At 69.9% G+C, this 20,254-nt stretch carries 17 protein-coding genes; 11 read left to right on the plus strand and 6 right to left on the minus strand.

Annotated features, from left to right (window positions below):
• Positions 1 to 45: 45 nt before the first annotated feature.
• Positions 46 to 606 (plus strand): hypothetical protein, encoded by a 561-nt coding sequence (locus ACSDR0_RS34925; protein WP_435293201.1) that lies wholly within the window; start codon positions 46 to 48, stop codon positions 604 to 606.
• A 474-nt stretch (positions 607 to 1,080) separates the two neighbouring features.
• On the opposite strand, the gene ACSDR0_RS34930 is transcribed toward ACSDR0_RS34925, so the two are convergent.
• Together ACSDR0_RS34930 and ACSDR0_RS34935 are read right to left on the minus strand one after the other, a co-directional pair.
• Positions 1,081 to 2,073, minus strand: a complete 993-nt coding sequence (locus ACSDR0_RS34930) for an amidohydrolase family protein (RefSeq protein WP_435293202.1) — start codon at positions 2,071 to 2,073, stop codon at positions 1,081 to 1,083.
• Positions 2,074 to 2,084: 11 nt separating this feature from the next.
• Positions 2,085 to 2,699 (minus strand): class I SAM-dependent methyltransferase, encoded by a 615-nt coding sequence (locus tag ACSDR0_RS34935; RefSeq protein WP_435293203.1) that lies wholly within the window; start codon positions 2,697 to 2,699, stop codon positions 2,085 to 2,087.
• A 390-nt stretch (positions 2,700 to 3,089) separates the two neighbouring features.
• Here ACSDR0_RS34935 and ACSDR0_RS34940 point away from each other — a divergent pair, with 390 nt between their 5' ends.
• Positions 3,090 to 4,220, plus strand: a complete 1,131-nt coding sequence (locus ACSDR0_RS34940; protein ID WP_435293204.1) for a DegT/DnrJ/EryC1/StrS family aminotransferase — start codon at positions 3,090 to 3,092, stop codon at positions 4,218 to 4,220.
• Positions 4,221 to 4,243: 23 nt separating this feature from the next.
• Here the strand turns inward: ACSDR0_RS34940 and ACSDR0_RS34945 are convergent, their stop codons facing one another.
• On the minus strand, positions 4,244 to 5,224 hold the full coding sequence (locus ACSDR0_RS34945) for an NAD-dependent epimerase/dehydratase family protein (RefSeq protein WP_435293205.1): 981 nt from the start codon (positions 5,222 to 5,224) through the stop codon (positions 4,244 to 4,246).
• Between the two features lie 4 nt (positions 5,225 to 5,228).
• Positions 5,229 to 6,581, minus strand: a complete 1,353-nt coding sequence (locus ACSDR0_RS34950) for a nucleotide sugar dehydrogenase (RefSeq protein ID WP_435293206.1) — start codon at positions 6,579 to 6,581, stop codon at positions 5,229 to 5,231.
• A gap of 237 nt (positions 6,582 to 6,818) precedes the next feature.
• Between ACSDR0_RS34950 and ACSDR0_RS34955 the strand changes: the two genes are divergently transcribed.
• The 6 genes from ACSDR0_RS34955 to ACSDR0_RS34980 all read left to right on the plus strand — a co-directional run bounded on the left by ACSDR0_RS34955 (position 6,819) and on the right by ACSDR0_RS34980 (position 14,859).
• On the plus strand, positions 6,819 to 8,492 hold the full coding sequence (locus ACSDR0_RS34955; RefSeq protein WP_435293207.1) for an acetyl-CoA carboxylase carboxyltransferase subunit alpha: 1,674 nt from the start codon (positions 6,819 to 6,821) through the stop codon (positions 8,490 to 8,492).
• Entirely contained in the window at positions 8,489 to 9,031 is a 543-nt protein-coding gene (accB, locus tag ACSDR0_RS34960) for an acetyl-CoA carboxylase biotin carboxyl carrier protein (protein ID WP_435293208.1), read from the plus strand. The genes ACSDR0_RS34955 and accB overlap by 4 nt, the downstream gene beginning before the upstream one ends.
• The gene (locus ACSDR0_RS34965) at positions 9,006 to 10,355 is read left to right on the plus strand and encodes an acetyl-CoA carboxylase biotin carboxylase subunit (protein WP_435293209.1); all 1,350 of its coding nucleotides are present in this window, start codon (positions 9,006 to 9,008) and stop codon (positions 10,353 to 10,355) included. The genes accB and ACSDR0_RS34965 overlap by 26 nt, the downstream gene beginning before the upstream one ends.
• Positions 10,356 to 10,485: 130 nt before the next feature.
• Positions 10,486 to 12,588, plus strand: coding sequence for a KedN5 family methylcobalamin-dependent radical SAM C-methyltransferase (locus tag ACSDR0_RS34970; protein ID WP_435293210.1), 2,103 nt, complete (start codon positions 10,486 to 10,488; stop codon positions 12,586 to 12,588).
• A gap of 52 nt (positions 12,589 to 12,640) precedes the next feature.
• The gene (locus ACSDR0_RS34975; RefSeq protein WP_435293211.1) at positions 12,641 to 14,167 is read left to right on the plus strand and encodes a peptide MFS transporter; all 1,527 of its coding nucleotides are present in this window, start codon (positions 12,641 to 12,643) and stop codon (positions 14,165 to 14,167) included.
• Entirely contained in the window at positions 14,164 to 14,859 is a 696-nt protein-coding gene (locus ACSDR0_RS34980; protein WP_435293212.1) for an SDR family NAD(P)-dependent oxidoreductase, read from the plus strand. Before ACSDR0_RS34975 ends, ACSDR0_RS34980 begins: the two co-directional genes overlap by 4 nt.
• Positions 14,860 to 15,146: 287 nt before the next feature.
• On the opposite strand, the gene ACSDR0_RS34985 is transcribed toward ACSDR0_RS34980, so the two are convergent.
• Complete coding sequence (locus ACSDR0_RS34985) at positions 15,147 to 16,172, minus strand: methyltransferase (protein WP_435293213.1); 1,026 nt, start codon at positions 16,170 to 16,172, stop codon at positions 15,147 to 15,149.
• 42 nt (positions 16,173 to 16,214) lie between these two features.
• A complete protein-coding gene (locus tag ACSDR0_RS34990; RefSeq protein ID WP_435293214.1) occupies positions 16,215 to 17,396 on the minus strand; it encodes a nucleotide disphospho-sugar-binding domain-containing protein in 1,182 nt (393 codons plus the stop codon).
• A 169-nt stretch (positions 17,397 to 17,565) separates the two neighbouring features.
• On the opposite strand from ACSDR0_RS34990, the gene ACSDR0_RS34995 reads away from it, so the two are divergent.
• The 3 genes from ACSDR0_RS34995 to ACSDR0_RS35005 are packed head-to-tail and all read left to right on the plus strand — an operon-like array spanning position 17,566 to position 20,127.
• Entirely contained in the window at positions 17,566 to 18,708 is a 1,143-nt protein-coding gene (locus tag ACSDR0_RS34995; RefSeq protein WP_435293215.1) for a cytochrome P450, read from the plus strand.
• A 25-nt stretch (positions 18,709 to 18,733) separates the two neighbouring features.
• Positions 18,734 to 19,927, plus strand: a complete 1,194-nt coding sequence (locus tag ACSDR0_RS35000) for a cytochrome P450 (RefSeq protein WP_435293216.1) — start codon at positions 18,734 to 18,736, stop codon at positions 19,925 to 19,927.
• Between the two features lie 5 nt (positions 19,928 to 19,932).
• Positions 19,933 to 20,127 (plus strand): ferredoxin, encoded by a 195-nt coding sequence (locus tag ACSDR0_RS35005; protein ID WP_435293244.1) that lies wholly within the window; start codon positions 19,933 to 19,935, stop codon positions 20,125 to 20,127.
• Positions 20,128 to 20,254 lie beyond the last annotated feature (127 nt).

Genomic DNA, 20,254 nt, shown 5'->3' on the forward strand with positions numbered 1-20,254 from the left:
GGCGGCTCTTCGAAGACCAGCGACCTTCGAGCGGTCCCAGAGGGGGTGACCCTATTCTTCCCATCATTCCCGGAAATCGACTTCCGAAACAGGCTGGAAGTCGCGGGAAGCATCCAGTTCGGAGGCGCAATGGCACAGGCGATTAATCGTCGAAAACTCTTGGCGAAGGGCGGAGTCCTCGCGCCGGCCGCGGGGCTGGCGGCACTCATCGGCGCCGACGCTGTGAACGCCGATCCGGCGACAGGGACTGTCCACCGGATCGCCGGGACCTGGCACGTCGACATCTCCTTTCCCGGCCCTGCCGGGAACCCGCCGGAGAAAGGGCTCTTCCTCTTCACCGAGAGCGGTGCGGTGATCTGCACCAACACTCGTATCAGGGACCTGGGGCTGGGGAAGTGGCGGTCGATCAACTCGTCCCGCTTCAGCTTCACCTTCAGGCACCACATGTACATGCCCGACGGCACCTGGATGGGTACCCTCGACATCGCCCACACGGGCACCGTCACGGGTAACACCTTCACCTCGTCGGGTACCGGCAGCGTCTACGACACCGGCGGTACGCTGTCCGAAAGCGTGTCGTCGCAGGTCACCGCTGTGCGTTACTGACACATGAAGCTTGGGGGTAGGCCGTTGGTGCGGAGGCGCCCCGCACCAACGGCGAACACACGTGATCGGCGAACTCCCGATCGCCCGCGTCCCGGGGAGCCGGAGGCGTGCCCCGGCGACCGGCGGCACGCGACCACGCCGCCGGGCCGGCGGATTCATGAAAAGCCGCGGAGACCATCGCATCGGTCCGCGTGAAGGAGCCGCTCAGACGACCGCGCCGATGCGCGTGAGCCGCTGAGACGACCGCGCCGATGCGCGTGAGCCGCTGAGACGACCGCGCCGATGCGCGTGAACAACCCGCGGAGCACCGCGTCGATCCGCGTGAACGAGCCCGCGGAGAGCGCCGCGTCGGCCCGCGTGAACGAACCCGCGGAGACGATCCCGTTGACCCGCGCGAACGGGCCCGGGACGCTCCGCCGATCCATCGGAGATCGCCGGGCATCCCGGGCGCACGCGACGACACGTGAAGGCACGTCAGAGGGCGGCGCCGATGCGCTTGGCCAGGGTCGGGAGCAGGCGCAACGCGTTGTCGCGTTCGATTCGCCGGTGCAGCTCGGGCCCGATCAGCGGGTCGCGGACCAGCTCCTGGGTCACGTAGCGGGTCGCCTCGGCCGCCCTCATGCTGTAGTCGGTCCCGTAGAGGATGCGCGAGTGGTCCGCGGAACCCAGGAGCGACGGCGTCGCGTAGGGGGAGGTGGGCATGGCGGTGTCGTAGTAGAAGCGCCGCACGTACGAGCGGAGGATCCCCGGCTCGATGCCCTCCTCGTCGTGCGAGCGGGAGTCGATCCTGGCCGCCATGTAGGGCAGGAAACCGCCGCCGTGGGAGAGGATGATCGACAGGTTCTCGTGACGCTCCAGGGTTCCCCCGATCATCAGGCTCAGTGCCGCCCTGGTCGTGTCCAGGAGGAAGTCGCCCATGAAGTCGGGGATGCCCGGCGGCGTGCCGCCGGGCAGGAACTGCGGATGGACCAGGGCCACCGCGTGCCGCCGGTCGAGCTCGGCGAAGAGCGGTTCGAACGACTTGTCGCCGATGTACGTGCCGTCCACGTGCGTCAGCAGGAGCACACCGTCCGCCTCGAGCGTGTCGAGGGCGTAGGCGGTCTCCTCCAGGGCGTCGTCGACATCGGTCAGCGGCAGGAAGGCGAAGAAGCCGAACCGGGCCGGCTGCTCCCTGACCAGGTCGGCCAGCGACTCGTTGATGACCCGGGCGCCCTCCTTGACCTGCGCGGCGTCCCTGAACACCTCGAACGGCGCGGGCGAGGAGGTCACCACGGCCGCGATCTCGTTCTCCGCCATGACCTCCTCGGTGGCGGCGAGGCTCCAGCGCGCCCAGGTCGGCCACCTCGACTGGTTCGGCGGCAGGATGCCGGCCTTCACGGCCCATTCCTGCATCTTCGGCGGAACGGCGTGGTTGTGGGTGTCGATGCGCCACCCGCCGGCGCCGCCGGTGCCGCGCTTGTCGGTCACGCTCTCTCCGTTCAGTGGTGGGTCATGAGGAAGCTGGCGAAGTACGAGGAGGGAGGCGGCGAGGGCAGTCGCTCGATCTTGAAGGCGTCGCCGAAGAGGGCCTCCTCCTCACCCGGCACCAGTTTCGGGTTGAGGCGGAGCAGGATGCCCTTGAGGTTCATCGGGAGGTTGCCGTCGTGGTGGACGCACCACAGGTAGTACAGGGACCCCGGCCCGGACAGCCGCTTGATCGTCCTGGCCATCGCCTCCCGGTCCTCCCCCTTCAGGTCGTCGAGAGTGCCCAGGTCGGTGACCACGTCGAACGGGCCCTCGACGCCGGGAATGCGTGACGCGGTCAGGTCGCCCTTGACGAACCGGCAGCGGTCGCTCACCCCCGCCCGGCTGGCTGCTGCGCGCGCCTCGTTCAGCGCGACCGGGGAGAAGTCCACCCCGACCACCTGGAACCCGTGCTTGGCGAGGTAGATGGCGGCCTCGCCGCGCCCGCAGCCCAGGTCGACGACCCGGGGATGCGTTTCCGGCGATATCCGGCCCGACTGCACCAGGTCGCGCAGTTCGAGTCCCAGGCGACCTGCCCAACGGGCCATTCCGGTCTTGTACTGGAAGCTGTATGACCATGACTTAGGCATTGGTCTCCCTTTTACAATGGGCGTCTTCTGCAGTGGTCGTCGGATCGGTTTCGGGGCAAGGTCGTTCGGCCGCCCGTTTAAATTAATTCACTTTCGGTGAACGGGCTGCACTGCGCGATAATGGCAGGCCCCGCTGGAGGCGGGATCGATGTTCGTTGGTGTCGCGCTCGAATGGCGGGAGAGGACGCCGGGCAGGTCAAAAGGGGATTGCCTGTTGCGTTTGCCGCTGGCATATTCTTTTATTGGCGGCAGTGGCGGCCCGGCGAAAGAAGGTGCGTAAATGCGGATCGAGGCGCTCGGGGCCGGTGACGATTTCCCGGCCAGGCCGGAGATCTTCCCGGACGCGATGGGGAAATCCGATGCCGTTCCCGACCACGTGAGGAGAGACCGGTGATCCCGCTGCTGAAGGTGCAGATGTCCGAGGAGGCCCCCGACGCCGTGGGCCGGGTCCTCACCAGCGGGATGGTCGGCCAGGGCCCGGTGGTCGACGAATTCGAGCAGGCGCTGCGCGACCGGATCGGCAATCCCCACGTGGCCACGGTCAACAGCGGGACCGCCGGCCTCCACCTCGCCCTGCGCCTGGTGACGGATCCGGCCGGGACCGGGCTGGGCGAGGGCGGGGGAGAGGTGCTCACCACCCCCCTGACGATGGTCGCCACCAACTGGGCGATCCTCGCCAACGGGTTGCGGCCGCGGTGGGTCGACGTGGACCCCATGACGTTGAACGTGGATCTCGACGACCTGGCCCGGAAGATCACTCCGGCCACCCGCGCGATCATGGTGGTGCACTTCGCCGGCTATCCGGTCGACCTCGCCCGGCTGAGCGGCATCCTGGACGAGGCGGAGGCCCTCTACGGCTTCAGGCCCGCCGTGATCGAGGACTGCGCGCACGCGTGGGGCTCCACCTACCGGGGGTCGCCCCTGGGCAACCACGGCAACATCGCGGTGTTCAGTTTCCAGGCGGTCAAGCACTTCACCACCGGCGACGGAGGGCTCATGGTGCTGCCCACCGCGGAGCTGAACGAGCAGGCCAGGCGGCTGCGCTGGTTCGGGATCGACCGGGGCTCCCCGGGGCGCGGCCTCACCCGGGACGACATCCCCGAGTGGGGCTACAAGTTCCACATGAACGACATCAACGCCTCGATCGGGCTGGCCAACCTGGCGAGGACCGACGAGGTGATCCGCCGCTACCGGGAGAACGCCGACTTCTTCGACCGCGAGCTGGCCTTCGCCGACGGCGTGGAGCTGACCGAACGCGCCCCCGACCGGCAGCCCTCGTTCTGGGCCTACCCGCTGCTGGTCTCGGGTAAGGACGCGTTCGTCAAGCACATGACCCAGGCCGGGATCACGGTGAGCCAGGTGCACGAGCGCAACGACCATCACACGGCGCTGCGCCCGTACGCGTCCCTGCTTCCCGGCCTTGAGGAGGTCGTCGAGCGTATGGTCTGCATCCCGGTCGGCTGGTGGCTGTCCGACGAGGACCGAGGGCACATCGTGGACACGATCAAGGCCGGATGGTGATCAGCCGAGGGGCTGGACGGTGATCAGTTGATGGGCCCGCGCAGCCACCACGGGTTGCGCCGGGCCCACTCGACCGTCCTGGTGAGGCCCTCCTCCAGCGAGACGGCGCACTGCCAGCCGAGCATCGTGCGGGCCTTCGTCGTGTCGGGGATGCGCCGCTCGATGTCCTGGTAGGCCGTCCCGAAGGCCACGCCGGTGTCCAGGGTGTCGTTCTTGCCGGCGAACCCGGCGACCCTGCCGACCAGCCGGATGACCTCCCCGACGGTGGTCTCCTGGTGCGAGCCGATGTTGAAGCACTCGCCCTGTGCCGCCGGGCTCGCCGCGGCGCGGACGGTGCCCTCGATCGCGTCGTCGATGAAGGTGAAGCAGCGCGTCTGCGTCCCGCTGTCGTACATCTCCGGGGGATGCCCGTTGAGCACGCGGTGGACGCTGCGGCTGACGACGTACGCCGGCCGCTGGCGGGGGCCGTAGACGTTGAAGTAGCGCACCACGGTGGCCCGCAGGCCGTGCTCGCGGACCAGGGCGAACGTCATGTGCTCGGCGAGTGCCTTGCTGGAGGAGTAGGTCCACCGGTCGGTGGAGGTGCCGCCCAGCACCCGGTCGGAGTCCTCCGACCAGGGCACCTCGGGGTTCTTGCCGTAGACCTCGCTGGTGCTGGCCACCACCACCTTGGCGTCCGCGGCCAGCGCCAGCCGCAGGACGTTGCGGGTGCCGAGCACGTTGACGTCGATGACGTCGAGCGGCTGGCGGAGGTAGCGGTCCACGCCGACCATGGCCGACAGGTGGTACACCATGTCGACGTCGGGGGTGATGACGGCCGCCAGGGACGACTCGCTGGTGATGTCGCCCTTGACGTAGCGGACGCTGTCCATGCCGCCGGGCGGCATGTCGGGGGGCGGCGGCGAGGTGTCGTAGACGATCACTTCGTGCCCGGTCCCGGCCAGGCGCTCGACGAGGTGGCCGCCGATGAAGCCGCACCCTCCCGTGACAACGATCTTGGACATTGCGTCACCGTCCGATTCCGCGGTAGCCGAAGCCGAGCCGTCGCAGCTCGGCGATGGTCTCCCGTGAGTAGTAGGCCCGCCCGTCGAAGACGAGGCAGGGCGATGAGACGCGCTCCCGCAGCGCGGCGAAGTCCAGCTGCTGGAACGGTTCGTGGCCCGCGAGCACGGCGAGGCAGTGGGCGCCGTCCACCGCCTCCTCCAGGGTGGCGGTCCCCTCGACGCCCATGACGGAACGGAGCTCGTCCGGGTCCGCGAGCGGGTCGAAGATCGACACCGTGGTGCCGGCGGCGAGCAGGCCGTCCACGACGTGCTTGACCGGCGTGCTCCGCAGGTCCCCGGTGTTGTTCTTGAAGGCCGCGCCGAGTATCGCGACCTTCGCGCGGCCGGGGTCCCAGCCGGCCAGGGACAGCTCGGCCGCGATCGTGTCGTGGGTGTAGGCGGGCATCGCGTCGTTGACCGCCCGCACCGTCTCGATGGTCTCGAGGCGCACCCCGCGGCCGCGGGCGGCGCTCCAGGTCATCCACGGGTCCTTGGTCAGGCAGTAGCCGCCCACGCCCACGCTGGGCAGCAGGATGTTGACGTGGCTGTTGCCCTTGGGCAGCGAGTTGGCCCCCGAGATGACCTCCAGGACGTCGACCTGGAAGGCGTCGCACAACCGGGCCAGGTCGTTGGCCATGGCGATGTTGTGGTCGATCCACCAGTTGTCGGCCAGTTTGATGATCTCGGCCACCTCGGGTGAGGCGTACTCCCAGACGGGGACGCCGAGTACCCGCTTCCAGAACGCCGTCGCCGACTGCGTGCTGTCGGGGTCGCAGCCACCCACGATGACGGGAAGCTCGCACAGCTCGGAGAGGGCGTTGCCCTCCGAGAGCCGTTCCGGGCAGAAGACGAGCCCGAAGTCCTCCCCCTGGACCAGCCCGCCCGTCTCCAGCAGGGGCCGGACGAGCTCCCGGGTGGTGCCGGGGGCGACGGTGCTCTTCACCACCACCAGCTGCCCGCGCCGCAGCCGTGGCGCGAGCTCCCCGCAGACCTCCTCCAGCTGCGCGGTGACGAGCGACCGGTCGGGAGCGATGGGGGTGCCGACCGCGATGACGATGACATCGGCGTCCTCGATCGCGTCGTACCCGGTGGCGAACGTCAGGCGGGACGAGTCCCGCAGCTTCTCCAGGGCCTCGGCGAGACCGGGTTCGGCGATGCGGCACCGCCCCGCGTTCAGCTCGGCGACCAGGTCGGGGTTGCTGTCGATGCCCGTCACGTACAGGCCCCGGTCGGCCAGCGCGACGCCGAGGCAGCAGCCGACCCAGCCGAAGCCCACGATCGCCACCTTCGGCTCACGAAAGTCGGGAAGAAAGCGCATATAGGAACTCCCTGCGGTGTGAGTGCGGGGCCGCCGGCCGCCGGCCGTGCGTGTCGCCCTCGGAGGCGGATCGCACGGCCGCGGCCTCCATCCGACGTTCCTGGCGGACACAGGCCCAAGTGTCGAAGGCGGTGCTCCACGGCCGCTCGAAGACCCGTGGAGCGAGAGGTGTGTCAGGGAGCGGGCGATACAGCCGCCGACCAGCGGTCGTGGAGAGCCGCGGATCAGGCTGCTGGCGTGGATGTGCAAACGGAGGCGCAGGAAGCGGCACAGTGGACCAGTTGTCCCGAGTGCCGCGAACTCATCTATGCCAAGCGGTTCGAGCGCGATCTGGGTGTCTGCCCCGGCTGCGGGACGCACACTCGCCTGACCGCGTCGCAGCGGATGGCGCAGCTGCTGGACGCCGGCTCGGCCGTGCCCTTCGAGCCCCCCGTCACCGTCGAGGACCCGATCGGGTTCACCGACTCCCTCCCCTACACCGACCGGCTGAGGCAGGCCCGGGAGCGCACCGGGGCGGCCGAGGCCATCACCTGTGTCACCGCCTCGATCATGAATCACCCCGTGGTCGCCGCGGTCATGGACTTCCGGTTTCTCGGCGGCAGCCTCGGCGTCGGGGTGGGGGAGCGCATCGTCCGCGCCTGCGAGACGGCGCTGCGCACGCGTACGCCCCTCCTCCTGGTCACCGCCTCCGGCGGTGCGCGCATGCAGGAGGGCGCCTATTCCCTGATGCAGATGGCCAAGACCAGCCAGGCGCTCGCCGAGCTGGACGAGGCGGGCATCCTGACCATCTCCCTCATCACCAATCCCACCTACGGCGGCGTGGCGGCGTCCTTCGCGACGCTGACCGACGTGATCCTGGCCGAATCGGGGGCACGCATCGGCTTCGCCGGGCCGCGCGTGATCCAGCAGACGATCCGGCAGGAGCTGCCCGAGGGCTTCCAGAGCGCGGAGTTCATGCAGGCGCGGGGGTTCCTCGACGCGGTGGTCCCCCGTTCCGCCCTCAGGCCCGTGCTCGGCGCGCTGCTCGGCGTGGTACGCCCGGCGGGCGTTCCCGGCCAGGCGCCGGAGGCGGTGCGGCTCATCCACGACCCCGAGGAACTGCCCGAGCGGGACCCCTGGGAGGTGGTGAGGCTCGCCCGGCACGAGGAGCGTCCGACCACGCTGGACTACGTCTACCAGCTGCTCGACGACTTCCAGGAGCTGAAGGGCGACCGGCTCTCGGGTGACTGCCCCGCCATCGTGGGCGGCATCGGCCGCCTCGACGGGCGGCCGATCGTCCTCATCGGGCACCAGAAAGGCCACAACACCGCCGAGCGGGTCGCCCGCAACTTCGGCATGGCGCTGCCCGAGGGCTATCGCAAGGCCGCCAGGCTGATGCGGCTGGCGGGCAAGCTCGGCCTCCCGGTCGTCACGCTCGTGGACACGCCCGGGGCGCATCCCGGTGTCGAGGCCGAGGAGCGCGGCCAGGCGTGGGCGATCGCGGAGAACCTGCGCCTGATGTCGGGGCTCGGGGTGCCGATCGTGTCGGTGATCACCGGTGAGGGCGGCAGTGGCGGCGCGCTGGCGCTGGCCGTCGCGGACCGGGTGCTGGCCTGCGCCAACGCCGTCTATTCGGTCATCAGCCCCGAGGGATGCGCGGCCATTCTCTGGAAGGACCGGGCCGAGGCGCCCCGGGCCGCGGCGGCGCTGCGGCTCGACGCCCGCGACCTGCTCCGGCAGGGCGTCATCGACGCGGTCGTGCCGGAACCCGCGGGCGGGGCGCACGAGAACCCCGCCGCGGCGGCGGAGCGGCTGCGCGCCGCGCTCTGCGTGACCCTGAACGAGCTGACCCGGCTGACCCCCCGCGAACTGGTGGAACGGCGTCGGCGCCGCTTCCGCCGGTACGGCAACGAGGACGCGAGGAACACATGACCGACGATCACACCAGGCACAACGGCATCGGCGAGCTCTGCAGGCAGGCCGGCGAGATCCTCAGCACGGCCCCCGGCCCCCTGAAGCGGGTGCGGGTACAGGTGGGCGACATGAGTGTCGAGGTCGAATGGCCGGAGACGGCGGGGGCCCCCGCCTCCGCCGTCCAGACCGTCCAGACGATCGCGGCCGTTCAGGCGGTCGCGGCCGTCCAGACGGCGGCCGGCCTCCAGACGCCGTCCGACGCCATGGTGCTCGAGGCACCCCTGGTCGGGACCTTCTACCGCGCGCCCTCCCCGGAGAGCCGGGCGTTCGTCGAGGTCGGCGACATCGTCGAGGCGGGCCAGCAGGTGGCGGTCATCGAGGCGATGAAGCTGATGAACGCGGTCGAGGCCGACAGGCCCGGCCGCGTGATCGAGGTACTCGTCAAGAACGGAGACCCGGTCGAGTACGGCGAGCCGCTCTTCGTGCTCGAACCCCTGCGGGTCACGGAGTCGCCGACGGTGAGGGGAACGCATGTTCTCGACGGTTCTGATCGCTAACCGCGGAGAGATCGCGCTGCGCGTCGCGCGTACCTGCCGTGAGCTCGGCATCCGCACGGTGGCGGTCTGCTCCGACAGCGACCGCGACTCCACGGTGGCCCGCTTCGCCGACGAGTCCATCCGCATCGGCCCCTCGGAGGCACGCCGCAGCTACCTCAACCCCGCCGCGGTCGTCACGGCGGCGCTGCAGGTCGGGGCCGACGCCGTGCACCCCGGCTACGGCTTCCTGTCCGAGGACCCCGACTTCGCCGAGATCTGCGAGGACGCCGGGCTGACCTTCATCGGGCCCTCGGCGGCGCTGCTGGCCCGGCTCGGCGACAAGGCGGAGGCGCGCAACATCGCCACGGCGGCGGGGCTTCCGGTCCTGCCGGGCAGCTCCAAGCCGCTGGCGACGCTGGCGCAGGCGCGGTCGATCGCCGCCGAGGTCGGCTACCCGGTCATCATCAAGGCCGTCGCCGGGGGCGGCGGCCGGGGCATGCGGGTGGTGCGCGACCCCCGCGACCTCGCACGCGAGTACGCCCAGGCGAGGGCGGGCGCCCAGACGGCGTTCGGTGACTCCCGGGTCTACCTTGAGCGGTTCCTGGAGAACGCCCGCCACATCGAGGTGCAGATTCTCGGGGACGGCCACGGCAACGTGATCCACCTCGGGGAACGGGACTGCTCGGTGCAGAGGCGGCGGCAGAAACTGCTCGAGGAGACGCCGGCGCCCGGCCTGTCCCGGGAGCTCGCGGACCGTATCTGCGCCGCCGCCGTGCAGGCGGCAGGCGCCATCGACTACGCCGGCGCCGGGACGTACGAGTTCCTCGTCGACGACGAGGACGGCTTCCACGCCATGGAGGTCAACTGCCGGATCCAGGTGGAGCACCCGGTGACCGAGATGGTGACCGGCGTCGACCTGGTCCGCGAGCAGCTCCACGTGGCCGCCGGATACGGCCTGACCATCCGGCAGGAGGACGTCGTCCCCCGCGGGGTGGCCATCGAGTGCCGCGTCAACGCCGAGGACCCGCGCCGGGGGTTCCTGCCCACCCCGGGGACCATCCACAAATTCGTGCCGCCGGCCGGGCCCTTCGTCCGGGTGGACACCCACGGGGAATCCGGCATGCGGGTGACGCCGGACTACGATCCGCTGCTCGCCAAGGTCGTGGTCTGGGCGCCCGACCGGCGCCAGGCCATCGCCCGCGCGGACCGCGCGCTCGGGGAGTTCCATGTCGAGGGTCCGGGCGTGTGCACGACCCGCGACTTTCTTCGGGAAGTTCTGGAGCACCCGGTCTATCGGGCCGCGAAACACACCACCGCGCTGATCGACGAAATGGATGTGCGGTGAGTGAAGTCGGCTCCGATGGTGCCGCACTCGATAGTCGTATCAGTTCGATTCCAGGTACCCGCGAGGATTCGACGAGCGGAAAATGAAACCATGTCGACATTTAGTGGGTAGATCACGTTAGGAGATCTACGTGAAGGCTGATGGTCGGATCCTCGTAAATATTCTGCAGCAGGGCGTCTGGGAAATGCCCCTTGAATCCATGCCGCTAGCGGCCGGATATCTCAAGTCAACCGCTTACGCGGACGAGCGGATAGCGGCCCGGGCGGACATCAAGATCTGCAATTACCGGGGAGCCGTCACTCTTCCGGAAATGGCCGCCGATTTCTTCCGGGGGGATCCGCCGGACATTCTCGCGTGCTCCGTCCTGGGCTGGAACTACCGCGCCTTCGGGACGCTCGCGGAGACCTTCAAACAGATGAACCCCGACGGCTGGGTCGTCTTCGGCGGAACGCACGTGGCCAACCAGGCCGAGCGGGTCTTCGGGATGTTCCCCGAGGTCGACGTCATCGTCAACGGCGAGGGCGAGCTCGTCTTCCGCGAGCTCCTCAACGCCTACCTGGACGGCCAGTCGCGTCACGATCTCCACGAGATCACCGGCATCTCCTTCAAGGACGCGGCCGGCGACACGGTGACGACGGCGGCGCGGGAACGGATCGACGACCTCGACGTCATCCCGTCCCCGGTGCTCAGCGGCGCCATAGAGCTCACCGACGGGAACGGGAAGTTCCTGTACGACGTGGCCATCATGGAGACCAACCGCGGGTGCCCCTACAAATGCTCGTTCTGTTACTGGGGCGGCGCGACGGGACAGCGGGTCCGGGCCTTCTCCCGGGAACGGCTCCGGGCCGAACTGGAGCTTTTCGCGAAGATGAACGTGCACACGATCGCGCTGTGCGACGCCAACTTCGGACTGCTCCCGATCGACGAGGAGTTCGTCGACGACCTGATCGAGATCCGCCGGAAATACGGCTACCCGAAGGCCCTGGAGAGCTCGTGGGCCAAGAACAAGTCGAAGGTCTTCTATTCCATCGTCAGGAAGATGAAGCAGGCGGGGCTGCGCAGCTCGTTCACGCTGGCCCTGCAGACGCTGAGCGACACCGCCCTGCGCGAGATGAACCGCAAGAACATGAAGGTCAACGCCTGGGAGGACCTCGCCGCGTGGCTGAGCGAGGAGGGTCTCGAATGCTACGCCGAGCTCCTGTGGGGAGCGCCGGGAGAGACCATCGAGACCTTCTTCGAGGGGTATGACCGGCTGGCGCGCAAGGTCTCGCGCATCGCGGTGTATCCGCTGCTGATGCTGCCCAACACGGAGTACTCCGAGAAGAAGGCGGAGTACGGCATCGTCTCGGTCCGCGGGGACACCGACGACTTCGAGTACGTCCTCAGCCACAACACGATGACGTTCGAAGAGAACAAGCGCATGCAGCGCTTCCTCTTCTGGGCGCGGCTGATGGCGGAGTACATGATCCTGCGCCACCTCTGGGTCCCGGCCCTCAAGCTGGCCGGGATGACGCAGTCCCAGGTCCTGCGCAACTTCGAGGAGTGGATCGAGGGGACCGACGACCCGCGCGCCGCGCCGCTGCTGACCGCGCAGTCCCTGGCGGCCGCCGACCAGGACTCCTACGGGCCCGCCCTGGGCTATCTCTACGGCAGCGGTGACGCCATGCGGCTCCTCCAGCGATGGTGGAGCGAGTCGATGCGTCCCGTGCTTCCCGCCGACGTCACCCCGGTGCTCGACGAGATCTTCCGGTACGACCTGCTCACCCGGCCGATCTACCACAGGGAGGACGACCCCGCGGAGGACGCCGTCCCGTTGCCCCTGGTCGAGGTGGAGGGCGAGAAGTATCACATGCGGGCCGGTGTCGAGCTGGGCTTCCCCATCCCGGAGATCGTCGCCGACCTGCGCGCGGACCGCGAGCCTGATCTGTCGCCCGCGCCGACCAGGGTGGACCTCTACTACAAGACGGGATTCGAGAACTTCGCGGAGACGACGAACCACGAGGAGATCGTCTACTTCATGGGCATGACCCGGGAACAGGTCACCGCCACCAGGACCAAGACCGCCGTCGTGGTCGTGGCCGACGGGGACGAGACCGTCGTGGTCGTGTCCCCCGAGGGGACCGAGACCGTCGTGGTCGTGGCTCCCGACGGCGTCGAACCGGTGCTCGCCCCGACCCCCACCGACCCGAACCGCTACCTGACGATCCTCCGGGATCACGGCGGCTGTTCGTGAACTCCTGAACCGATCAGGATCACCCCCTCAAGTATGCCGCCTGGAGATCGAAATGAGTACGAAAGCAACCTTCGGCTATCCGCGGTGGTTCGCGACCATCTTCCTCACCGACATCTGGGAGCGTTTCAGCTTCTACGGGATGATGGCGATCCTGACGCTGTACGCCGCCGCCGACAGGAGTGAGGGCGGGCTGGGCCTGAGCATGACCGAGGCGTCGGCCATGTACGGCTCGTACATCGGCCTGGTCTTCGTGCTGTCGCTTCCGGGCGGCTGGCTCGGGGACCGGATCCTCGGCGCCTGGCGGGGGGTGCTGTGGGGCGGGATCCTGATCGCGCTCGGCCACTACAGCATGGCGATCCCGAGCGACGCGACCTCCTACCTCGGGCTGCTGCTCATCGCGCTGGGCACCGGCCTGCTCAAGCCCAACATGTTCGCGCTGATCAGCGGATTCTTCGGCACGGGGGAGCGGGCCAGGCGCGAGGCCGCGTTCTCCATCCTCTACGTCAGCATCCAGATCAGCGCGCTGATCGCCCCGCTGGTGGTGGGCCTCCTCGGGGAGACCCTCGGCTGGCACTGGGGGTTCGCCGCCGCGGGCGTCGGCATGACCTTCGGCGTCGCGCAGTTCGCGATGGGCGGCCGGCACTTCGGCGAGATCGGCAAGGTGCCGCCGCATCCGGCCGGGGACCGGGAGCGGGCGAAGGTGCTCCGCTGGACGGTGACGATCGTGTTGGTGCTCGCCGCCCTGATCGCGCTGGACGTCGTGGCCGGCACCTTCACCATCATGCATCTCGTCGCGGCCTTCGGCCTCGTCGCCCTGACGGCGCCGTTCGTCTACTTCCGGGTGCTGTCGCGCAACCCCGCGATGGGCGAGGGCGGCAAGCGGCGGCTGCGCGCCTTCTTCTGGCTGCTGCTGTCGTTCTCCATGTTCTGGATGCTGGCGGGCCAGTCGGGGTCGATGCTCAACCTGTTCGCCAAGAACTCCACCGAGCGCGACCTGTTCGGCTTCACCCTGCCGGGAAGCTGGTTCCAGTCGGTGATCCCGTTCTTCATCCTGGTCTCCGCCCCGGTGTTCGCCTGGCTGTGGGTGCGGTTCGACGACAGGATCGGCTCGCCGACCAAGTTCGGGGCGGCGCTGCTGCTCGTGGGCACCGCCTTCGTCGTCATGTACGGGGCCGCCGCGTCGGCCTCCGACGGCGGAAAGGTGTCGGCCCTCTGGCTGCTGGCGGTGTTCTTCCTGGTGGCCTGCGGCGAGGTCATCATCGGCCCGGTGGGAATCGCCGCGGCGGCGGAGGTCACCTCCTCGGCGTTCATCGGGCGGACCATCGGCCTGGTCTGGCTCTTCAGCGCCCTCGGCGCCGGTCTGGGCAGCCAGGTCGTGCACCTCGCCGACGTGATACCGGACCAGTTCTACTACCTGAGCCTGGGCCTGCTCGTCGTCTGCGTCGGGCTCCTGGTGGCCGGCCTCGGGCGCGGCCTGCGCTTCTCCAACGCCGCAGAGGCCCAGGCTGAGCCCACCGCCGAGACCGGGCCCGTCGCCGACAGGACCGGACCCGTCGCCGGCAAGACCGGGCCCGCGTGAGCGAGACGACGGCGCCGCGGAGAACGGCCCTCGTCACGGGGGCCAACCGCGGTCTCGGCAGGGCGGTCTGCGAGGTCCTCGCAGACCTGGGGCACCGGGTGGTCGTGGCGGGGCGGGACGAGCGGGAGGCCGGGCGTGTCGCCGCCGAGATCGGCGGCGACACGCTGGCCGTGGCGCTCGACGTCACCGACGACAAGAGCGTGCGCCGCTGCCGGGAACGGGCCGGGGCGGTGGACATCCTGGTCAACAACGCGGGCGTCCTGCTCGACGGCGGGACGTCCCCGTCGTCGGTGCCGCCCGATCTGGTCGAGCGGCACCTGCGGGTGAACACGGTGGGCGCCTGGAGGGTCAGCCAGGCGTTCCTGCCGGACATGCTGGAGCGGGGCTGGGGCCGGATCGTCATGGTCTCCAGCGGCACCGGCGCGTTCAGCAACGGCCTCTTCCCCGGCGCCCCCGCCTACTCGGTGTCGAAGGCCGCGCTCAACGCCGTCACGGTGCTGCTCGCCGGGGAGACCCGCGACCGCGGCGTGCTGGTGAACGCGGTCAACCCCGGCAGGGTGCGCACGCGCATGTACCCGAGCGCGGAGCAGACGCCGCGGGACGCGGCGGTGGACATCGCCTGGGCGGCGACGCTCCCCGAGGACGGGCCCACCGGAACGTTCCTCCGCGCCCGGCGGCCCATCCCCTGGTGACACCCGTGCCTCCTGGGCGGCACGCGTGCTTCCCGGGCGGTACGCGTCGGGCGGCCGATCCTTCGTGACGCCCGCGCCTCCCGGGCTTCCGGGTGTCTGATCCTCCGTGACGCCGCGCTTCCAGGGCCCCCAGTGTCTGACGTGACGCACCCGCTTGCCGGGCGGCACGCGGCAGACGGCCGACCCTCCGTGACACGCGCGCCCCCCGACGACATACGGCCGGCGGCCGGCCCCCCGATGATCGCGGGGGACCGGCCGCCGGCCGCGCTGTGCGCCGCTTTCGAATGTCAGGCCACGACCTCGCCCTCCGCGAGGTGCAGCACGCCTTCCGTGGGGGTCACGCCGCGAAAGCGCAGCCCGGCCCGCTCGAACACGGCCCGGTAACCGTCCTCGGTGCGCTCGCGCCCGCCCATGACCAGGAGCATGTGCAGGTCCATGCTCGACGCGAACGGGTGGACCGGGGGATCGGTCAGCAGGGGGTCGGCGATGACGATCCGGGCGCCGGGGGCCGCCGCCTCCGCGCAGCTGCGCAGGGCTCGCGCGACCCACTCGTCGTCGTACATGTGCAGGGTGAGCTTGAAGAAGTAGAGGTCGGCCGGGTACTCGACCTTCTCGAAGAAGTCTCCGGAGACCAGCCGGCACCGCGTGGCCAGCTCACCCGTCCTGAGGTCGTCCAGCACCACGCGCAGCGTCCGCTCGTCCTCGAAGAGCAGGCCGTTCATGTGCGGGTTCCGCTGGAGCACCAGGCGCAGCAGGGCGCCCCTGCCGCCTCCCATGTCGGCGAACGTGCGCACCCCGGTCAGGTCGAGCGCGTCCACCATGCTCGGGAGCATCGGGTCCGACCACGCGGTCACACCCCGGTAGATCATGTCCTGGGCGTCGGGGTTGGCGTCGAGGTAGGAGAAGAAGTCGGCGCCGTACTCCTCCTTGAAGGCGCTCTTCCCGGTGCGTATCGCCTGGGGGAGCTTGCTCCACATCGTCCAGCCCCAGTCGCCGCCGGTCAGCAGCCTGTCGTGCACCCGCTCCGGATGGTCGGTGCGCATGGCCAGCGACATATCGGTGTGCTCGTACGTGGTCGGATCGACCTGGCGGAAGATGCCGAAGGCCGCCAGCGCGCGGAGCATCCGGGTCAGGGCGTCCGGGTCGGCGCCGAGCTTGACCGCGATGTCGCTCACGGCCATGGGCTCGTCACTGACGGCGTCGGCGATCCTGAGCCGGGCCGCGGCCAGGACGATGGCCGCGGCGGACATGCCGGTGGAGAGGCGGAAGACCGCCTCGGCGGGAGACGCGGGTTTCTGGTTCGATTCGATCACGGCTGACCACCTTCAATTCGAGGCTGACGGACGGCGGGACGCTCAGGTCCTGGCGAAGGCTTCGAGCTCCCTGACGGTCTCGGTGGGCGCGGGCTGCCGCCGGATCTCCTCGCGCAGCCCGATGGCGGCGTCGCGGTAGGAGGGGACGGTGAGCAGCTCGGCGACGCGCTCGGCGAAGGTGTCGAGATCGGCCTCCGGGGCCACCGCGATGCCCGCGCCCGCGGCGATGAGCGGCCGGGACTCCATGAGCTCGTCGGGCATCTGCGGCACGACGAGCTGGGGGACGCCGTAGTACAGCGCCGTCAGCATCGTGCTGATCCCGCTCTGGTGCAGCATCACGCCGCAGGTCGGCATCAGCAGGTGCAGCGGAAGGGCCTCCATCACCCGCACGTCGTCCGGCAGCTCGCCCTCCCGCAGGTTCTTGCGGTCGGCCGCGGAGAGCGTGACGACGATCTCGGCGTCGAGGTCGGAGAGCGCCTTGACGAGATCGGGGACCAGGAAGCCGCGGCCGCGGTCGGAGGCGCACAGGCCCCAGCTGACGCAGACCCGGCGCCGCGGCGCCGGTTCGAGCAGCCAGTCCGGCAACGCCCCGGGGCCGTTGTACGGCACGAAGCGCGTCATGATCCGGTTGACCTCGGAGGGCAGCTGCATGCTGGGCGGGCAGTTGTCGATCGTGGCCTGGCCGAGGATGTCCACGTCGTCCACGCCGAGCCGCTCGGCCAGCGGCCGGAGCAGCGGCGGCACGATGTTGCGCGCCATGTAGATGACGTCCACACCCAGCACGTGCCGGACGGCCGGAATGCCCAGCGCCGCGCCGACGAGGGGGGCGGCGAAGCTGGTCGGCTCGTACACGATCAGGTCGGGCCGCAGCGCGCGGGCGTGCCGCATCAGGTCGTCGGCGAGCTCCCCGGCCAGCGCCGCGAACATCGGGAAGGCCCGCCGCGAGACGTCTCGCCAGCCGCCCTTCCACTCCTCGTCGGACACGCCCTCCGGCGCGGCCTCCGGCCAGTCAGGGGGGTCGGCCAGCACCCGTTTCCTCAGCTCGGCCTGGTCGACGTCCCGGCTCGTCGGAACGGCGGTCGCCCCCGAGCGCACGATCGTGTCGGTGAAGGAGGGCTCGCTGCTCACGTACACCTCGTGACCGGAGGCGCGCATCGCCCATACGAGCGGGACGAGATGGTAGTAGTGCGATCCCCAGTTCGTGGTGACGAACAAGACGCGCATAGGCACCTTCCCTGCTCACGCATGCTTGGTTGCGCCCACCATGTCAGGGGCCGTTAGAAGACGGCTGGAGGCGACCGCCCGCACTTCTAGCGCTTCTCGGCCCGGCCTCAAGCGGCGCCCCCGACGATGGGGTGATCACGGTGATCCATCATCGATGGGGAGACGATTCATGAAGTCCTCGGCGCCGCAGTTCCCGTTCGAGTGGCCGGCCGCGGCCGGCCCGCCGGAGGCGCTGCTCACGCTGCGCAAGGAGCCGGTGGTCCGGGTCACGCTGCCCAGCGGGGACGAGGCGTTCCTGGTGACGCGGTACGAGGACATCCGGCGGGTGCTCTCCGACCCCAGGCTGAGCCGCAACCGGGACCGGCCCGGGGCGCCGCGGATGACCGAGCAGAAGACGAAGGTCTTCCAGAACCCCAAGATCGACCGGGACCCGCCCGAGCACACGCGCATGCGGCGGCTGATGGCCAAGGCGTTCACCGCGACCCGCGTGGAGGCGCTGCGCCCGCACGTGATGCGGGTGGCCGAGGAGCTGGTCACGGACCTGCTCAAGCGGACCCCGCCGGCCGACCTGCACGAGGCGTTCGCCGTGCCGCTCACCCTCCAGGTCATCTGCGGCCTGCTCGGGGTGCCGCTCGAGGACCAGGGGCGGTTCCGCGGCTCGCTGAACGAGGCGTGGCAGTACATGGGAGAGCTGATCGAGGCCAAGCGCGAGAACCCCGGCGACGACCTGATCAGCGCCCTGATCGGGGTGCACGACGAGGACGACGGACGGCTGAGCGCCCACGAACTCCACGTGTGGTGTGTGATCCTGCTGCTGGCGGGGTTCGAGACGACGGCGACGCAGCTCTGCGGCAGCGCCGTCCTGCTGCTCACCCACCGGGACCAGCTCGAACTGCTGCGCGAGGACCCGGCCCTGATCCCCGACGCGGTGGAGGAGCTGCTGCGGTGCCAGATCGCGGGGCACTCGCTGTCGATGCTGCGCCTGGTCACCGACGACATCGAGATCGGCGGCGTGACGATCCCCAAGGGGTCCGGGCTGATCCCGGTCCTGGAGTCCGCCAACTTCGACGAGACGGTCTTCCCCGACCCGCTGCGGCTGGACATCACCCGGGCGGACAAGCAGCACCTCGTCTTCAGCGCCGGGCCCCACTTCTGCATGGGGGCGGCGCTGGCCAGGCTGGAGCTGCAGGTGGCGCTGGAGGTCCTGATACGCAGGGTGCCCACGCTGCGCCTGGCCGTTCCGGCGAGCGAGCTGCGCCACCACGACAGCCCGTTGGACCTGGGGTTCCGCGAGGTTCCCGTCGCGTGGTGAACGACTCAACAGAAGGCAGGCAGCCATGACCGCCAATCCCATCCCGTACCCGTTCCGCCGCCCCGGCCCGCTGGCCGTGCCCAAGGAGCTGGGCGCGCTGCGCGACGAACCTGTGGTGAGGGTGGTCCTCCCCAGCGGGGACGAGGCCTACCTGGTGACGCGGCACGAGGACGTCAAGAGCGTGCTGACCGACCTGCGGGTCAGCCGCAACCTGAACCGCCCCGACGCCCCCCGGGTCTCCAAGAACAACATGATGTTCCAGGACTCGAAGATGGACCCCGACCCGCCCGAGCACACCCGGGTGCGGCGGCTGGTGATGAAGGCGTTCACCGCGACGCGGGTGGAGCGGCTCCGCCCGCGCGTGCAGGAGATCACCAACGAGCTCATCGACGCGATGGCGGCCAAGACGCCGCCGGTGAACGTGTCCGAGGAGCTGTCCTTCCCGCTCAGCATCCGCGTCATCTGCGACCTGCTGGGGGTGCCGACCCAGGACCAGCACCGCTTCCGCCGCTGGACGGACCACTTCCTGTCCACGGGCAAGTACACCAGGGAGCAGATCCACGGCGCGCTGGGCGAGCTGAACGAGTACATGGCCGCGCTGATCAAGGCCAAGCGCGAGAACCCGGCGGACGACCTCGTCAGCGCGCTGATCAACGTGCACGACGAGGACGACACCCGGCTGAGCGAGTACGAGCTGCACTGGTGGTGCCGGCTGCTGCTGCTCGTCGGGTACGAGACCACCGCCAGCCAGCTCGGCCTGACCGTGGCCAAGCTGCTCGCCGAGCCCGAGCAGCTGAAGCTGCTGCGCGCGGACGAGTCGCTGCTCTCGGGCGCGGTGGAGGAGCTGCTGCGCTGGAAGCTGATGAGCGGCTCGCTGTCGATGCTGCGCTACGTCACCGAGGACATCGTGGTCGGCGGCGTGACGATCCCCAAGGGGTCCGGGGTCATCCCGGCGGTGGAGTCCGCGAACTGGGACGAGCGGGTCATCGACCGGCCCGACGACCTCGACATCACCCGGAGGGAGAACCCCCACCTCACCTTCAGCGTCGGCCCGCACTTCTGCATCGGCGCCGCGCTGGCGCGGGTGGAGCTGGAGATCGCGCTGGCGACCCTGCTCCGGCGGTTCCCGACCCTGCGCCTGGCGATCCCGGCGGAGGAACTGCAGCGCACCGAGGGCACCCTCATCGAGGGGCTCGTCGAGATCCCGATCGCCTGGTGAGCGCCATGCTCGTCTCCGTCGACCCAGAGAAGTGCTGTAGCAGCGGGCTGTGCGCGCTCTCGGTGCCCGAGGTGTTCGGGCAGGACGAGGAGGAGTGCGTCGTGCTGGTCCTCGTCCCCGAGCCGCCGGCCGCGCTGCACGACAGGGTCCGCGCCGCCGCGCGGCGCTGCCCCACCGGGACGATCGAGGTGCGGGACTGAGGACGCAGGAAGGACGCAGAGCGGGAAAAGGGATGAAAAATCCCCGGGATCGACGGTCGAGCCGTCGGTCCCGGGGAGGTGCCAGGCCGGGAGCCGCCGCGCAGCGGCCCTCCGGCCGTGAAGCCGT

This window comes from Streptosporangium sp. G11, from assembly GCF_051192615.1.
Lineage (GTDB): Bacteria > Actinomycetota > Actinomycetes > Streptosporangiales > Streptosporangiaceae > Streptosporangium.

Excerpts from the sequence above, each read along its gene's own strand:
- ACSDR0_RS34935 (WP_435293203.1), bottom strand. The coding sequence starts at position 2,699 with ATGCCTAAGTCATGGTCATACAGCTTCCAGTACAAGACCGGAATGGCC.
- ACSDR0_RS34945 (WP_435293205.1), bottom strand. The coding sequence starts at position 5,224 with ATGTCCAAGATCGTTGTCACGGGAGGGTGCGGCTTCATCGGCGGCCAC.
- ACSDR0_RS34950 (WP_435293206.1), bottom strand. The coding sequence starts at position 6,581 with ATGCGCTTTCTTCCCGACTTTCGTGAGCCGAAGGTGGCGATCGTGGGC.
- accB (WP_435293208.1), top strand. The coding sequence starts at position 8,489 with ATGACCGACGATCACACCAGGCACAACGGCATCGGCGAGCTCTGCAGG.
- ACSDR0_RS34965 (WP_435293209.1), top strand. The coding sequence starts at position 9,006 with ATGTTCTCGACGGTTCTGATCGCTAACCGCGGAGAGATCGCGCTGCGC.
- ACSDR0_RS34975 (WP_435293211.1), top strand. The coding sequence starts at position 12,641 with ATGAGTACGAAAGCAACCTTCGGCTATCCGCGGTGGTTCGCGACCATC.
- ACSDR0_RS34990 (WP_435293214.1), bottom strand. The coding sequence starts at position 17,396 with ATGCGCGTCTTGTTCGTCACCACGAACTGGGGATCGCACTACTACCAT.
- ACSDR0_RS34995 (WP_435293215.1), top strand. The coding sequence starts at position 17,566 with ATGAAGTCCTCGGCGCCGCAGTTCCCGTTCGAGTGGCCGGCCGCGGCC.
- ACSDR0_RS35000 (WP_435293216.1), top strand. The coding sequence starts at position 18,734 with ATGACCGCCAATCCCATCCCGTACCCGTTCCGCCGCCCCGGCCCGCTG.
- ACSDR0_RS35005 (WP_435293244.1), top strand. The coding sequence starts at position 19,933 with ATGCTCGTCTCCGTCGACCCAGAGAAGTGCTGTAGCAGCGGGCTGTGC.